13 protein-coding genes and 3 pseudogenes are annotated in these 15429 nt (G+C 53.3%); 4 read left to right on the forward strand and 12 right to left on the reverse strand.

Annotated elements, in window-relative coordinates:
- Window position 1 precedes the first annotated feature (1 nt).
- From JCM25146_RS01250 to JCM25146_RS16335, 4 genes and pseudogenes are all read right to left on the reverse strand, one after another.
- Window positions 2-865, reverse strand: a complete 864-nt coding sequence (locus tag JCM25146_RS01250) for a transporter (RefSeq protein WP_035371735.1) — start codon at window positions 863-865, stop codon at window positions 2-4.
- A 275-nt stretch (window positions 866-1140) separates the two neighbouring features.
- Window positions 1141-2261, reverse strand: a pseudogene (locus tag JCM25146_RS16330) (acetoin dehydrogenase dihydrolipoyllysine-residue acetyltransferase subunit).
- A gap of 3 nt (window positions 2262-2264) precedes the next feature.
- A complete protein-coding gene (locus JCM25146_RS01260) occupies window positions 2265-3296 on the reverse strand; it encodes an alpha-ketoacid dehydrogenase subunit beta (protein ID WP_025825290.1) in 1032 nt (343 codons plus the stop codon).
- A gap of 26 nt (window positions 3297-3322) precedes the next feature.
- Window positions 3323-4287: pseudogene (locus tag JCM25146_RS16335) on the reverse strand (thiamine pyrophosphate-dependent dehydrogenase E1 component subunit alpha).
- A gap of 239 nt (window positions 4288-4526) precedes the next feature.
- Here JCM25146_RS16335 and JCM25146_RS01270 point away from each other — a divergent pair.
- Entirely contained in the window at window positions 4527-5459 is a 933-nt protein-coding gene (locus JCM25146_RS01270; RefSeq protein WP_025825292.1) for a helix-turn-helix domain-containing protein, read from the forward strand.
- Between the two features lie 23 nt (window positions 5460-5482).
- On the opposite strand, the gene JCM25146_RS01275 is transcribed toward JCM25146_RS01270, so the two are convergent.
- The 3 genes from JCM25146_RS01275 to JCM25146_RS16340 form a co-directional block, all read right to left on the reverse strand.
- A complete protein-coding gene (locus tag JCM25146_RS01275; RefSeq protein WP_025825294.1) occupies window positions 5483-6688 on the reverse strand; it encodes an acetate/propionate family kinase in 1206 nt (401 codons plus the stop codon).
- Window positions 6689-6715: 27 nt separating this feature from the next.
- Window positions 6716-7690, reverse strand: coding sequence for a bifunctional enoyl-CoA hydratase/phosphate acetyltransferase (locus JCM25146_RS01280; RefSeq protein WP_025825296.1), 975 nt, complete (start codon window positions 7688-7690; stop codon window positions 6716-6718).
- A 71-nt stretch (window positions 7691-7761) separates the two neighbouring features.
- Window positions 7762-8904 (reverse strand): hypothetical protein, encoded by a 1143-nt coding sequence (locus JCM25146_RS16340; RefSeq protein ID WP_025825298.1) that lies wholly within the window; start codon window positions 8902-8904, stop codon window positions 7762-7764.
- Between the two features lie 895 nt (window positions 8905-9799).
- Here JCM25146_RS16340 and JCM25146_RS01295 point away from each other — a divergent pair.
- From JCM25146_RS01295 to JCM25146_RS16345, 3 genes and pseudogenes are all read left to right on the forward strand, one after another.
- Window positions 9800-10099 carry a hypothetical protein gene (locus JCM25146_RS01295; protein WP_025825303.1) on the forward strand — a complete coding sequence of 100 codons (300 nt, stop codon included), beginning with the start codon at window positions 9800-9802 and terminating at the stop codon, window positions 10097-10099.
- A pseudogene (locus JCM25146_RS24740) lies at window positions 10096-10302 on the forward strand (PepSY domain-containing protein); the annotation flags it as partial. The gene JCM25146_RS01295 and the pseudogene JCM25146_RS24740, both read left to right, overlap by 4 nt.
- A gap of 74 nt (window positions 10303-10376) precedes the next feature.
- The gene (locus tag JCM25146_RS16345) at window positions 10377-11678 is read left to right on the forward strand and encodes a PepSY-associated TM helix domain-containing protein (protein WP_148298921.1); all 1302 of its coding nucleotides are present in this window, start codon (window positions 10377-10379) and stop codon (window positions 11676-11678) included.
- 59 nt (window positions 11679-11737) lie between these two features.
- Here JCM25146_RS16345 and JCM25146_RS01305 read toward each other — a convergent pair whose 3' ends face one another.
- The 5 genes from JCM25146_RS01305 to JCM25146_RS01325 form a co-directional block, all read right to left on the reverse strand.
- Window positions 11738-12847: an S-(hydroxymethyl)glutathione dehydrogenase/class III alcohol dehydrogenase gene (locus JCM25146_RS01305; protein WP_025825305.1), complete on the reverse strand. Its 1110-nt coding sequence runs from the start codon at window positions 12845-12847 to the stop codon at window positions 11738-11740.
- A gap of 17 nt (window positions 12848-12864) precedes the next feature.
- Entirely contained in the window at window positions 12865-13140 is a 276-nt protein-coding gene (locus tag JCM25146_RS01310) for a metal-sensing transcriptional repressor (RefSeq protein WP_025825307.1), read from the reverse strand.
- A gap of 96 nt (window positions 13141-13236) precedes the next feature.
- Window positions 13237-13524 carry a hypothetical protein gene (locus JCM25146_RS01315; protein ID WP_025825309.1) on the reverse strand — a complete coding sequence of 96 codons (288 nt, stop codon included), beginning with the start codon at window positions 13522-13524 and terminating at the stop codon, window positions 13237-13239.
- A complete protein-coding gene (locus tag JCM25146_RS20410; protein ID WP_025825311.1) occupies window positions 13517-14965 on the reverse strand; it encodes a PepSY-associated TM helix domain-containing protein in 1449 nt (482 codons plus the stop codon). Before JCM25146_RS20410 ends, JCM25146_RS01315 begins: the two co-directional genes overlap by 8 nt.
- Window positions 14962-15222 (reverse strand): hypothetical protein, encoded by a 261-nt coding sequence (locus JCM25146_RS01325; protein WP_025825313.1) that lies wholly within the window; start codon window positions 15220-15222, stop codon window positions 14962-14964. The genes JCM25146_RS20410 and JCM25146_RS01325 overlap by 4 nt, the downstream gene beginning before the upstream one ends.
- Between the last annotated feature and the right edge of the window lie 207 nt (window positions 15223-15429).

Below are 15429 nucleotides of genomic sequence, written 5' to 3' on the forward strand. Positions count from 1 at the left end.
ATTATGGCCATAGGTAAAGAAACTTGACGTAGTAGGCGTTAGTTTCTGGCGTGTTTCTGCCCTCAATGGAATGAGCATAACGGGCCGTAAAGCTGACTGTTCGACTGATGTTGAACATGACGCCAAGGCCTGGTGCAATTTCTCGGCTACTGGAGTTTGCAACATCATAATGTGCGCTCTGGTCATATGTGCCGCCCACATTTTGCCAGTCGAAGGCAAAAAAAGGTTCAACCAGTTTTGTCGCTTTCCAGCTAAATCTCAGGTTGCTGTAAAAGACCACACCGGGTGAGTAACTATGTTCGTTGGTCTTGTGTTTTGTGGACCCAACTACTGTGCCCAGGTCACCGTCAAAACTAAAATGTTTCCACTCATAATCAAAAATGATGCTGGATATATTGGCCCAGTAACCGGATGCCAGACTGTCGCGCGTGCCAGAAGGCGTTTGCATGAATGTTTGAAAACCAAGCGTGCTGTGCGCATTGGGTTTAAACCAAGCTGCTGGCCCAACGATTGTGCCACCAAGACCACCGTAACTGGTTCCCCCAGCCAGCGTATAGCTTTCTGATTGTATGACTTCAAAAGCAAAGCCAACGTGTGGGAGCGCATCAAAAGTGCGGAAATGTACATATTTGGTCAAACCGGACCACGTATGGCTGCCACCATGAGCGGGTACGCGCTGGCCACTGCTGGTGTAGGTATTGCCAGAAGCATTGCCATTGCCATACTGAACCAGCACGTTAAAGGGTTTGTAGTCCACCGGCAGGTCGTATTCATGCGGACCAATAATGCCCAACGTAATGTCCGCTGCCTGCAGTGGAGATGGTGTTGCTAACAACAGGCCCCCGCCATACAGGCTCAGGGTCATTATGAACTGTTGCGGTTTTTTGCCAAACAGCATCAAATATCTCCATCATCGGCTTTTGCATCTTTAATGTGAAAATAAATGAATATGTCATAGTCATAATTCGCATAAACTCACGGGGGTGTGTTCTCAATGCTCAAAAACTGTTCCACTTATGATACGGAATGTTTGTGGTTTGGTAACTTTTTAACGTGTGAACTGTGCTGGGTAGCCCAATAAAAAAACCTTGCAGCACAACCGAGTGCTACAAGGTTTTTCAGAATCACGTAATAATTTGATCAGTCTATAAATGCGGTAATGGCTGCGTTAACGTCTGCCGCTTTTTCCAGTTGGGGCATATGCCCGGCCTGAGGAAGCAGGATGACCTTGATTGTCGTAGGCAGGTCTTTTGCACTGTTGGGAGACAGGATTTCGTCATCAGCTCCCCAGATGATCTGCGCAGGGCCATCAAAATTAACCAGAGCAGGTCTCAGGTCATCTGCTTGCTGGCCATTTGGGAAGCAGGCATTGGCAATATTTTGCAAGCCTGAACGGCCCCATCCAGACGTTTGAAGCGAATGATATCTTCAATCATTTTGCGAGAAATAAGAGTTTTGTCATGGACCAGATAGTTCAGGACTGGCTCAAGGGTCTTGCGACGGTCTGCCGTAATAAACCCATCAATAAACGCCATGTTGATATCCCGGCCAAGCCCAGCCGGAGCAATGAGAGATAAAGAAGCCACTTTCTGCGGGAAAGCCTTAGCCAGTTCAAGTGCTATGGCCCCTCCGAGCGAGTGGCCAACAACATGTGCTTTTGAGATATCCAGCTTATCCAGCAATGCAGCAGTTGTTGCGGCAAATGTTGCTGGTTTGCCATCTCCTACATTTTTGGACGACCCTCCGTGCCCCGGCAGATCAAACGCGATTGTGCGGCGGGTTGCGGAGAGAGTGGTCTGGTTGAGCATCCAGTTGCTCAGATCTCCGCCAAAACCATGTATGAACAGCAAAGGTGTATCTGTCCCCTTCCCTGCCTCCTGCACACGAAGCGTCAGATCCCCCACATTGACCATAAAGGGATCAGCGTGCTCGGCCTGTGTGGCCGTGGTGCTGTCGGATGAAAAATCAGCCTGAAATTTAGCGATAAATGCGTCAATTTCCGCATCACTGACCGCAGGTTCTGCCAGAATACCCAGTAGTGCTCCTACCGGGAGTGTTTCGCCTTCTTCGGCAATCTGGCGGCGTAATGTGCCTGCTGCCGGGCTTTCGTAGCCATTGGTGATTTTGGTGGTTTCTATGTCTGCAATTTCCTGCCCTGCATCTACGTGCGCACCAGGGGCAATGTTCCAGCCTGCAATTTTGCCTTCAGTCATGGCCAGGCCAAACTTGGGCATGGTTATGGGCGTGATAAGGTCTGTCATTGCTCAGGCATCCTGCTTGGTTTTTTTGTAGGCCATGACGGAACGAACTGCTGATTCAATGCGGGCAGCATCGGGCAGGTACAGTTTTTCCAGTACGGTTGCGAAGGGGACCGGTGTGTGTGGCGGCCCAACCCGGCGAATGGGAGCTTTTAGGGCGTCAAACGCTTCCTCGGCGACCAGTGCGGCCACATCCGTTGCCATGTTGCACCGTGGGCTGGATTCATCAACAATCACCAGCCGTCCGGTGTCTTCCACGCATTCCAGTATGGTGGCGGTGTCCAGCGGGGATGTGGTGCGTGGGTCAATAACCGTGCAGCTTATGCCGTCTTTTTCCAGTCTGTCAGCCGCTTCGTTGGCAAAATTGACCATGCGGCCGAATGCCACAATGGTCACATCATCACCTTCACGCGTAAGGTTGGCCTCACCGAAGGGGATGGAGTATGGCTCATCTGGCACGTCCTCCTCATCGTCGTACATCACCTTGTTTTCAAGGAAGATAACGGGATCATCATCCCTTATGGCCTCGATCAGCAGCCCTTTGGCCTCGTAGGGGGAGGACGGAACAACAACCTTCAATCCCGGAATATGGGTAAAAAGCGGGTACAGGGCCTGACTGTGCTGTGCCGCTGCGTTAAAACCCGCACCATACATAGCCCGGATGACCAGTGGTGTACGGGCCTTGCCCCCAAACATGTAGCGGAATTTGGCAGCCTGATTCATGATCTGGTCAAGACAGGAGCCAACAAAATCGACGAACATCAGTTCTGCAACCGGGCGCAGGCCAGTGGCGGCAGCCCCCACGGCAGCCCCAATGTAGGATGCCTCGGAAATGGGGGTGTCAAACACACGCTCAGCACCGAATTCGGTGTACAATCCCTTGGTAACACCCAGAACGCCGCCCCATGCATCGACTATGCCCGCAGTTCCCCCCTGCCCGCCTGCAATATCTTCCCCAATAAGGACAACGCGTGGGTCGCGCTGCATTTCCTGCCGCAGGGCTTCGTTAATAGCCTGACGGAAGCTTTTTTTTGACATGGTGACTCTCCATTGTGCGGGCGGGCTTAGTAAGAGACGTAAACGTCTGCTTCCAAATCTGCTGGTTCGGGTAATGGGGCGCTTTTGGCGGCCTTTACGGCTGCTTCGATTTCGTCCTTTATGCTAGTGTCAATTTCATCCAGCGCGGAGGGCTCAAGCAGGCTTACTTCTGTTACGCGCTGCCGGAAGTTTTTAAGGCAGTCATGCTCAGCCCTTTCTCTGGCGACTTCGCCACTGATCCGGTAGGTCATGGCGTCCCCCTCAAAATGGCCGTACCAGCGTGCCAGATTGACATGCAGCATAACCGGTCCATTACCAGCGCGGGCATGGGCTATGGCTTGGCCTGCGGCCTCGTAAACCGCAAAAAAATCTGTGCCGTCGCAGTCAAAATAAGGCATGCCAAAGCCTGCTGCGCGTGCTTTTTGCGTGCCAGCGCAGGCGTAGGAAGCGCCTGTTGCCTCCCCGTACCCATTGTCTTCACAGACAAAGACCGCGGGAAGCTGCCAGACCATGGCCAGATTCAGGCTTTCCAGCGTTGTTCCTTCGTTTGAAGCGCCATCACCATAAAACGCGACAGCAACCCCGCCATCCTTGAGCACCTTGTGAGAGAGAGCCGCACCGCAGATCAGAGGGGGGCCTCCTCCACAATGCCATTGGCGCCCAGCATGCCGAGGGAAAGGTCGGCAATGTGCATGGAGCCGCCCTTACCGTGGCAGACCCCACTCTTGCGGCCATAGATTTCGGCCATCATGCCATCTACGCCAACGCCCTTGGCTATGCAGTGGCCATGGCCACGGTGCGTACTGGCTATGGTGTCTGTCTCGCTCAGGTGCGCGCAGACACCAACGGCGGATGCCTCCTCACCACAATACAGGTGAACAAACCCCGGAATTTCTCCGGTAGCGAATTCAACATGAAGACGTTCCTCAAAATCGCGGATTGTGCGCATGGAACGGTAGGAACGCAGAAGAATGTCGTGTGCGATCTGCATATCTGCCCCCGGGCTGTTGTGCCGTATGGCGTGGAAAATAAATACGGAGTTCTCCGTCCCATTCCGCACACAAAAAGAGCGGTGCGAAGTGGGTATGCGCTGAGTTATGGGGTGATATGCGGGTGGGGATAAGCCGACACAAAAAACCTCTCACGCGTATTTGAGGATGCCAGAGGAAAAGTGTCGCATATCCGAAACGTAATACATGCCAGATTAGTTTTACGGATTGGTGAGCTCCAATGAACTCAATTGCTTTGTCTTCTGGTGTGTGGTCCAGCCTGTCTCCCGTTATCAGAACGTCATGGCGGCGCTGTGCGGATGATTACGGCATTGCGACGGACAGTATGTTGAGCAAGGATATCCTGTGTTCTGCAGAGCTGCGTCAGGCCCGTGAACGCATGGGCGTCACCATGAAAATAGCTGACCCCGAGTTGGACCGGCTGCACGGCATTGTCTCCACGCTAGATTATAATGTGCTGCTCGCGGACCCTGCTGGTATTGTGGTGGCAAGGCGTGGTGCTCCACCGTTTGAAAAAGGATGCCGTCGCTGGCATCTGTGGCCGGGTGCAAACTGGGCGGAAACTATGGCAGGAACCAATGGCATAGGCACCTGTCTGGTGGAGGGGCAGCCGGTTACGGTGCATCGTGATGAGCACTGGTGTACGGAGCTGCGCTACCTGACCTGCTCTGCCGTCCCGTTTTATGGCCCCAACGGCTGCGTTGCAGGTGCGCTGGATGCCAGTTCCATCCGCTCCGATCCCTCGGGACGGGCCGCGTTGATGATGGAAGCCGTGCTGATCGACGCCGCCCGCAGGCTGGAGCGGCGGAGTTTTCTGGAGGCTTTTCGCAACAAGACGGTTTTGCTGCTGGGGGAAGGACAAGGCATCTCCCTTCCCATGATTGCGCTGGATGACACGCGCATTGTGGTGGGCGCTACCTATGCTGCACGCACCATGCTGGGCATAGATAATACCGATGTGGCAAGTGTATGCTTTGACCTTGGAGCGAGAGCCACTGGTGTACCGGATTTTCAGGAAGCGGAACGCGCGGTTATAGAGGGGGCACTGGCTATGGCACAGGGAAAAATCGCGCCTGCCGCGCGCCTGCTGGGTGTTAGCCGATCGACCTTATACCGAAAACTGAAAGCTCTTGACCCTGCATCTTCCGCCTGAGCGGTGTGGATGAGGAGGCAGGATTACAGTTGATCCTGCACAAAGGGCAGAACATTCTGGCAGATCACCAGTTCCTCGTGCGTTGGTTCCACACGCACCCGGATGCTGCTGTCGGGGTGGGTGATAATGCTGGCATGCTGCATATTGGCCTGAACGTCCAGTTTAAGCCCCAGCCATCCAAGTGACTTGCAGACCTCCTGACGGAGTTGCGCATCATGCTCGCCTATTCCTGCGGTAAAAACCAGACCATCCAGCCCCCCCATAATGGCGGCAAGAGCGCCAATTTCCTCAACAATACGATATGAGGACAGTGCCAGTGCCTGCTCAATAGGAGCTCGCGCGCCCGGGTTTTTCTCATGTTGCAAGCGTTCGCGTAGCACGCGCATGTCCGAGGATACGCCAGAGACACCAAGCAGGCCGGATTGATGATAGAGCGTGTTAACAAGGGTGTCCCAGTCCGCTTTTTCCTCGCGGAGCATGTAAAGCAGTACGCCCGGGTCGATCATGCCGCATCGGCTGCCCATCATCAGCCCATCCAGTGCGGAAAAACCCATTGTGGTTTCGACGCTCTTCCCCTCTTTGATCGCGCACAGACTGGCCCCGCTCCCCAGATGGGCTAAAATGGTCCGTCCGTTTGCCAGATGCGGGTCGATCTGTTTGAGCCTTTGGGTAAGGTAGTCGTAGGACAGGCCATGGAACCCATACCGAATGACACCTTTTTGTGCGTAATGGCGTGGAAGAGGCAGAAGGCGGGTAATGTCAGGCATGGTGCGGTGGAAGGCTGTGTCAAAACACGCGACCTGTGGCAACCACGGTTGGTAGTTCGCAATGGCATGAACGGGTGCCAGTGTTTGTGGCTGATGGAGTGGGGCAAAGGGAGTGAGTGCTTCAAGTTCTGCCAGAATTGCCGGGGTAATTCGTGTGGGAGCCAGAAAGCTGGCACCTCCATGGACAATTCTATGGCCTATGCCGATAATATTATGGCGTCCCTGCTCATGTTCTGTTAGCCAGTTTAGCAAATATTGCAGGGAGTTTGTGCTTTTTTGTGATTGTGTTGTTTGGTCAATCAGTTGATCATTCTGGTCATGAGCAAAAAAATGGAATATCTCGGCATCATACTCGATCCGGCCCTTGATCATTTTTTGTATGACTGTTTTTTCTGTTATTTGGAAAACAGTAAACTTCAGGCTTGATGAGCCTGCATTAAATACAATTACAACATTGGACATGGGTATATTCCCGCGTAGTATGGCCGCTTAAAATGCGCCTTTCTGCTCAGCCAGATGTCTGGCGTATAAAGCCCCGATCGCGGCGGATGCCAGGCGGGCTTGCACGCTGTCTGCCCGGCTTGTCAGTACTATGGGTACCTTTGCTCCCAGCGCTATGCCAGCTGAGTCCGCCTGCGCCATGAAGATCAGATTTTTGGCAAGCATATTGCCCGCTTCCAGGTCGGGTGCGACCAGAATCTGTGCCTGTCCTGCGACCAGTGAGTTCAAACCTTTTATTCTGGCGGCTTCTGGGTTTATGGCGTTATCCATGCCCAGCGGTCCGTCCAGTATTCCCCCTGTAATCTGGCCCCGTTCGGCCATTTTACACAAACTTGCGGCATCCAGCGTACTGGGAATTTTAGGGTTGATCACTTCCACGGCAGAAAGAATGGCAACTCTGGGCTGCCCAAGACCGAGGCCGATGTGCAGGTCTATGGCGTTTTGCACAATGTCCTGTTTTGTCGCGAGGTCGGGGAAAATGTTAATTGCTGCATCTGTAACAAACAGCAGGTTTGTGTAATCAGGCACAGCAAGTAAAAAAACATGGCTGATCCTGCGCGTTGTGCACAAACCACCGCTCGGCGATACAACTGCGTGCATCAGTGTATCTGTATGCAAGCACCCCTTCATAATGCCCTGCACATGGTGGGATCTTGCAAGCTCGACGGCCTTTTGAGAAGCAGTTTCGGGCGTGGGGGCCGGGATAATCTGACAGGTTTGTAGATCAATCTGGCTGTTTTGTGCCACTGCGCGTATGCGGGCTTCATCCCCGATGAGCACAGGCTGGATCAGCCCTTCCTTGGCGGCGTCAAGTGCCCCAACCAGTGCGTGTGCCTCACATGGCCAGACAACGGCAAAAGGCACGGGAGCGTGTATCCGGGCGCGGTGAATGAGGTCCGTAAACATCTGATGTGACGTGGGCTTACCTGCGGTGTGTGCGCACGGATGCTGGGTTTGTATCATAGCGTTGTATGCGTCATATTGCCTGTTCCCATGTGCGAAGGTTGGCACACGTGCCGCACTATGCTCTAGGCTTAATGAATAGGCGAACTGGGTATTTTGGCAGAAACAAGATTGGGTGATTGGTTCTGGGCTGTGGTCACACGTGGTGGCAGGGGTGTGCTGTCCACAACAATAACGGCCATGCCCGCCAGAGTAGACGGTGTTCTGTCTGTGCGTAGCAGAGCCTGAAAACGCCTGTCTGTTGCCGCTTTTCGTTCATATTCAACGTCCAGCAGGCCGTTCTTATCAATGAAAATATTCAGTGATGCGGGAATGCGAATGCACCCGGCTGATGCCATATGGCCGAGCTGGCGTTCCAGAAAAACGGGATCGGTTGCATGCATTTCCAGGCGTATGGGGCCTTGTTCGTGGCTAGGGAGCCATCCTTTTTCTGCCACCTGCCACCCAAAATCCCATACACGCATGCCCTTGGTGCCATTACCCATAATGCCGTTTTCGTTTTTGGTACCCTGCGCACGGTAGCCCAGTCGGTCGGCCGTGTTGGTAAAAATGCCTAACGGCGTAATGTAATGGTGTTTGCGGCCAATTGTGCCTGTGGATATGCGGGTGCATCCAATAATTTCCCACTCTGGTGTATCTGGGCGTGCGACCATAATGCAGGCCCGCTGCACAGCGGGGTTACGGTCTGCAATCACAACGGTTTGTGGGGATTGAATGGCATAGCCAGACTGGCTGGTCTGCTGGCGCGCCAGCGTTAACCATGTCTCTTTCTGGGCATCGGTCGGCGTAAAGGCGACTGGCACATTTTTTTGGAAAAGCAGTCTGAGCCGGTTGATTTCTGCTTGTATCTGCGTGTCATCCAGCGCCACGGCAGGAGCAGGAGCAGGAGCAGGAGCAGGAGCAGGAGCAGGAGCAGGAGCAGGAGCAGGAGCAGGAGCAGGAGCAGGAGCAGGCTGGCTTAGTTTTGCGGCAACAGAAGCGCTCTGCACTGTTTTGGACTGTGCCGGATGTGTTGGTGTGGCAGAAACCGGGGGCTTTTTTGTGCCGGATGAGCGGAGGGGGGCGCCAACGTCTCCATTCGGGAAAAAGACATGGGGGGATGAGTCCCCAACGGCCTTGGAGAGTTCTTCGGCAAAGTCCGCGCTGGCGGAATATGGTGCTGCCTGAAGAGTTTGAGCGGCAAAAAGGCAGCCAAACATAATCGGTAAGATCAAGTGTCTCGCCGCGCACACCGGGGATTGTTCTCCTGTCTTTTAAGTGTTTTGGACTATGGCACTTCTTGCTAGCTAGCGGAATATCCAAGATGGCGGGTTTGCTCTCAACAGGGTGCATGCAAGGGCTGCATAATTGGTGGCACCTTGTTTTCTTTTTCCGATATTTGCGAGTTGGTAGGACGTTATAACTGGCCATTTTTGCCAGTTATAAGGAATGGAGGCTGCCCTGCTTCCTGTTGTAAGGGGCCGTTGGTCTGGGTGTGATGATGAACTCAATGTTACATTGATCTGTAGCTTGTGGCGCAAACGCCACACCATTATGTAGCGGGCAGTGTTGGGCTTAGATAGTTATTAACACTAATTATCATTTGCATGTATTGGCTTGTGTCATATTTCGTGTTTGAATGTCCTGTGTAACACTTAACCGCTTTGGATGATCCTGTTATGTTCTTGCGGTGCAATGTGGGCAAAACGTCTTCACACGGTAGGTCAATGCTTTCTTCTGTAAACATATGTGACTCTTCCGTGGCATGCTCTACCATGTCCAGTAATTTGCCGGGCGGCTGGGAGTATGGGGCCGGTCGCAGCGTTCTCATACAACTGGAGCGTCAATGCTAACGTTGTCTGGGCTGCTGTTATTGGGCGGTGGTGGCTGCACTTCGGCATCGGGTGTGCTGTTCTATCTGTCTTCCCGGAATCAGCGTGTGTTTGCGCAGCGCTCTGGCAACAGGCATTGCCTCTTTGGTGCAATGGCTATGGGAGTGCTGGCAGCCAGCCTGCTGTGGACTATCACAAGTGCTACAACGGCGTGTTTTATGGTTGTGCTGCTTCTGATGGTGGTTTGTAGCGTTTTTCCCCTGTTCATGGCCATATTGCGGCCGGATAGAAAGTAACCATGCCCGCTTTCAGGCTGACTAATGACCAGTGGCTTGCCAAGCTTGCGGCGGCCATTGTGCCCGGTGCCCTTCTCTCTCTTGGTTGTATGGCTGTGCTGGGGCTGTTCTGCCATGCCAGCGGGGATGCCCGGAGTGTCCCCTCACAATTTTTAATGTGGTTTGCAATTGTGGGCTGGCTCGCTCTTGTGGGGAGTTGCTTTCTGTTCCGTTCCGGGCGGAAGGCCTGGGTTATGCTTGGCGGCAGTGCTCTGGTGGTCTGGGGGCTGTTTGCAATATTGGCCAGAGTTATAGCGGTATGAAAATTCGACCAGATATTGTGCAGGTATACAGGGACATACACAGCTGGGTTGGCATTCTTTGTGGTCTGTTCCTTTTTGTGGCGTTCTATGCTGGCTCCATAACCATGTTTGAGAAGCCATTGCAGAATTGGCTTACACCCGCCTCCTCTTTGCCTCCGCCTGTGAAGATTGAAAATACGCCAGAACTTTTGCAAAAAGCTCTGGCGGAATATCCTGAGGCTGGGCGGCATTATATTCTTGTCGTCAATCCTGACCGTGCCCAGCCTGCCAGACTGATGTGGCCACAGGACCGACACACCGTGGACATGGGCCACAGGATTTTGTGCTTGCAGCCCTCTCCCCTGATGGGCAGTTGGTTACGGCTGCGCGCAGACCGTCGGAAATTCCGTTTTTTATAGACCTGCTCCATGAGCAGGTGGGTTTGCCATTGCCACATACCATGGCCCGGTATTTTATGGGGTGTGTGGCTCTTGCCTATTTTCTGGCTCTGGTTTCTGGCATTATAGCTTTTCTGCCAGCGTTGAAGAAAATGCTTTTTGCTGTCCGTCTGAATACCGGTGCACGCAAGGTATGGCTTGATTTGCATAATCTGCTGGGTTTTTTCTCCCTCCCCTTCCATTGTGTTATTGCTTTGACAGCCGCTGTTTTTGCGTTTCATGAGCCTGTGTTCATCGTGCAGGGAAAGCTGTTTCAGTCCATGCAAAGTGTGGGACAGGGCCCAGCACACGGACATAAATCGCCAGAAAACAGCAAAACACGGAATGAGATGGCATTGGTAGGCAAAGAGATGCCACTTTCCCCTTCACTTCTGCTGGCCACGTTGCAGCAACAAGCACCGGGCTTTGTGGCAGACACGCTGGAATACACGGCACAACGCGGAAAAGGCAAAGGCGGGCTCACGCTCGGCGTTGCCGGGCATGATGCACGTTACCCCATGCGAGGAGCAACAAATGGCTTTGTGATGGTAGACCCGGCAAGTGGCAAAATCCTATCGGCTGATTATCTACCGGGGCATCAATCCGGGGGGCTTGCGGTTTTAACCGCATTTTTTGCCCTTCATTTTGGTAGTTACGGTGGCTTGCCTGTGCGGTGGGGGTATTACTGCCTTGGGGTCGGAGGGGCATTTTTATTCTATACCGGCAATAGGCTATGGATATTGGCGCGCCTACGTCGTGAACACAGTGCAACCACATTATCCCGGCAGACGCGTGGCACATGGGTTTTGTCCTGCCTGATGACCGGCTGTATTACGGGGTGTATGACGGGCATTGCCCTGTTGTTTCTCTGCGCGCCTTTTTTGCCTTTGGGTGGGACTTATGGTCAGGCAAGTGTGTTATATTATGCAGCTTTTGTGCTGTGTATGGCACTGGCGTTCAGCCTTGGAGAACGCTTGAGGGAGCCTATGCTCTTTTGTCTCGCGGGGCTGGTTAACGTTGCTGTGGCCCCAGTGCTGCTTGTGTCTGCACTGTTCACGGGCAGCGTGACACTGACTGGCCTGTGTATCGCTGCCATAACTCTGCTGCTCGGTGCTTTTCTTTTATACTCAGTCAAACGATCCGGATGCAGGATTGCCGTTTGATGGAGGTACTGCTTCCCCCTCCGTTTTATGGGAGGAGGAAGCAGTATAAAATGTGTTCCTCAGTAAATAATAACAGAGCGGATGGATTTGCCTTCGTGCATCAGATCAAAGGCGTGGTTGATATCTTCCAGCCCCATGGTGTGGGTCACAAAGGGTTTGAGGTCGATCTCGCCTTTCATGGCATCTTCTACCATGCCGGGTAGCTGGCTACGGCCTTTTACGCCGCCAAATGCGGTTCCTTTCCACGTGCGCCCAGTGACAAGCTGGAAAGGACGGGTAGAAATTTCCTGCCCGGCTCCGGCAACCCCAATTACAACAGATTGTCCCCAGCCGCGGTGTGCACATTCAAGGGCTGCACGCATGACATTCACATTGCCAATACATTCGAATGTGTGATCAACCCCCCATCGGGTGATGTCCAGAATGACCTGCTGGATGGGTTTGTCATAATCCTTGGGATTCAGGCAGTCTGTTGCCCCCATGGATATGGCGAGCTCAAATTTGGCCGGATTGGTATCTATGGCAAAAATTCTACCTGCCTTTGCTTGTCGCGCACCCTGAATAACGGCCAGACCAATGCCACCAAGGCCAAATACGGCGACACTGTCTCCTGTCTGCACTTTGGCAGTATTATGCACCGCCCCGATACCGGTTGTAACGCCACAGCCCAGAAGGCACACATGCTCATGATCTGCATGAGGATTTATTTTAGCCAAAGAGACTTCGGCAACCACTGTGTATTCGCTAAAGGTGGAGCATCCCATGTAATGGTAGAGCGGCTGCCCATTGTAGGAAAAACGGCTTGTACCGTCGGGCATAACGCCCTTACCCTGTGTTTCGCGCACGGCAATGCACAGGTTGGTTTTGCCTGAAGTACAGAACTCGCATTTGCCGCATTCTGCTGTGTAAAGTGGAATAACATGGTCTCCTGGAGCGACAGATGTCACGCCTTCCCCAACTTCAACCACAACACCGGCCCCTTCATGGCCGAGCACGCAGGGGAAAAGCCCTTCAGGGTCACTGCCAGAAAGGGTGAACGCATCTGTGTGGCAAACGCCGGTATGAGTAATGTGAACCAGAACCTCTCCCTTTTTTGGGGGGGCTACGTCAATTTCCACAATCTGCAGGGGCTCACCGGGAGCAAAGGCAACAGCGGCACGGGACTTCATGGTCGTTCCTTCTCGGATTATTTCAGGTAGGTGCGTACAAGAGAGAGAATGGTGTCAATACTCTTCTGCTGACTAGCATCAAGACTGGAGGCCGCACCAAATTCTTCTTGCAGATACATACCCATGACTTCGGACATAAGTCCGTTGACGGCCCCACGTATTGCTGCAAGCTGCTGAAGAACTGGAGCACATTCGCTCCCTGCCTCCAGCGCTTTTTCCAGCGCATCGCATTGTCCGCGTATGCGCCGTAAGCGGGTGAGCGCTTTTTTTTTGTCTTCGGGTGTGTGGGGCATTCTGTACGCGATCCTTGTTACTATGGGGGAGTATAGTATCTAAACCGTTTTATGGCTAGCACTTCAGGTGGGTAACGCCCGGTGCGCTCGGTATTGTTATTTTTTGGATGGGCGCAGGCTTACCACAAAGGACAGCACGATGCTGTTCAGGGATACGAGCATGATGCACAGAGCAATTGCTGGCACTACGGACCAACTCAGGCTGCTTTGAAGGGCAAAAGCAAATGCCGCCACTGCTGCCAGACGCAGCAGTATGACCTGTTTTTTTGCACCGGGCTGAGGAGGCCAGCCATATTTGTTGCGAATAAAGACCAGACTGCATGCCCACAAAACACAGGCGGCAAGGATTGCTGCTTCGGTCACGTAAAAAGCAGTGTCAGTCATGGTGGTTTCTGGTGGCTGGGAGGCTCTGACTGCCAATGCAGAGTAGACCGGTTAAGGCGCATAGACTGTTTATGCTCACATGGAGTGCTGTGCCCAATGTTGCCAAAGGCACCACCAAGGCATCCATGACCGGAACACCCAGACCTATAATGCCCATTGCCCAGCAGAGTATTTTCCAGCTTTTATATGGAGGGTATGCAATGGCTAAAAGGCCGCAGCATGCCCAGATACAAAAAAAACCTTCCACTTCCAGGCTGGCCCGGGCGGGCCATAAGTCAGGAATAATTCTGTTGCAGAGCAGAAAACCCATGCAGGCGCAGAGTGGGCCGCCAAGCAGGGCAACATTCAGACGTTGCGCAAGGTGGAGTGTTGATGTGGTGTACTTTTTCTGCCGTGCCGTGTAATAGATCAGGCCGCTGGCGATCATGATGCTGGAGGTCAGACCGCCACAAAACCAGAGCCAGCGCAACGTGCTCCCCATGCTACGCGCAATGTGTAGGCCGTTCAGAATAAAAAACGCATCTTCCAGTTTTGTTGCCGGGGCAGCTTTGTTTGTAAACTCTCCAGTCTGGCTATTAAACACGACAGAGAGATCGTTTGCATTCAGGCTGTTGTGCTGGATGGCGGAAAATGTGGTCTCGTTACCATCAAACATCACATAAGATGGAGCATAGTTCAGATGGCTGCGTGCCTGTTGCAGCATTGCATTTAATGGGGCTCGTGGTGCCCATGGCGGTATTGGCTGCGCAACGCTGCTTTGTTGTGTACTAGTTGAAGCATGGCTGAAATGGATGAGTGGCAGGGCATTTTCCGCAGTTAAAACCAGACCGGACCATGTGATCAGAATATGGAATGGAAGCATGGCACTGCCTGTCAGCACATGCAGGTCCAGCAGGCAGCGGGGTAAGGCCGCTTGCAGTCTGAGCGTAAAATAGTCCGGGATCAAACGTTTGAGGTGCAGCAGAACGCCAGATAGAACCAGAACGGCAAACGCAAAGGCAATGCAGGCCACTACGCGTGCGCCCCACGGGTCAGGCAGGCGAAGCGTGTAGTGGAATGTGAAGAAAAACGCTCCACCTTCAGTCTGTCTGGGGTGGAGTACCTCCCCCGTGCGCGGATCAAGAACAAGCCCTACAAAATTATGTCCATCGTAATGCAGAATACGGAGCGTTGGGTCGCGTGTGTCTGGTAGCAGCAGGAACGATGGAGATGCCCCCACGTGCTCACTCTCAAGCAGGATGTGCTGTGCGTGCTCCATGGCACTGGAGGTAAGCTGGGCGTCTGCTGGAACAATGGCGGTTTCTGGCTGCATCCAGCGGGTGAGCTCGGTATCAAACAGAGCAAGGGTGCCGGTTAGGAAAATGGCAAAGGCAAACCAGCCTGTAACAAGACCGGCCCAGCGATGGAGCCAGGAAAGCCTGGCGCGGCGGGCTGGGGTCATGGTTGTATAACCAGCAGAAAACCACCGCATAATACCAGTGCTGCGCCGACCATAAGTGCTGTGCGGGGTGTGTTAACCCAGAATGCCCAGACCATGGCGGGTGCAGCCAGAGCGCTTGCTATGGCCCGATACCCCTGCGTGGCGGCATCTGTAAGTGCGGGATAAAAATTAACAATGGCAGAGCCCCACACGACAAGTGCTAACCAGCAAAGTAGCGCGGCAACAAGGCGATGGGCATACTCTGGCGCGGGGGTCACGCACAATTCCAGATTGTGTCTGCTGGGTTATCTCTCCTGCCCCGTGTAACGCATGTATCTGGTTTAGAACAGATTATGCACGAATGGGCAGATAAAGGGATGGCGGACACGGTTGCTCGCTTGTTTGTTTTGAATAATCGGCCTGCCCATCCTTGTAATGCGAATAACTCTCACCCTCAAGATTGTGTGGCATGATTGGCTTGCATG

This window comes from Acetobacter okinawensis JCM 25146 (assembly GCF_000613865.1).
GTDB classification, from domain to species: domain Bacteria; phylum Pseudomonadota; class Alphaproteobacteria; order Acetobacterales; family Acetobacteraceae; genus Acetobacter; species Acetobacter okinawensis.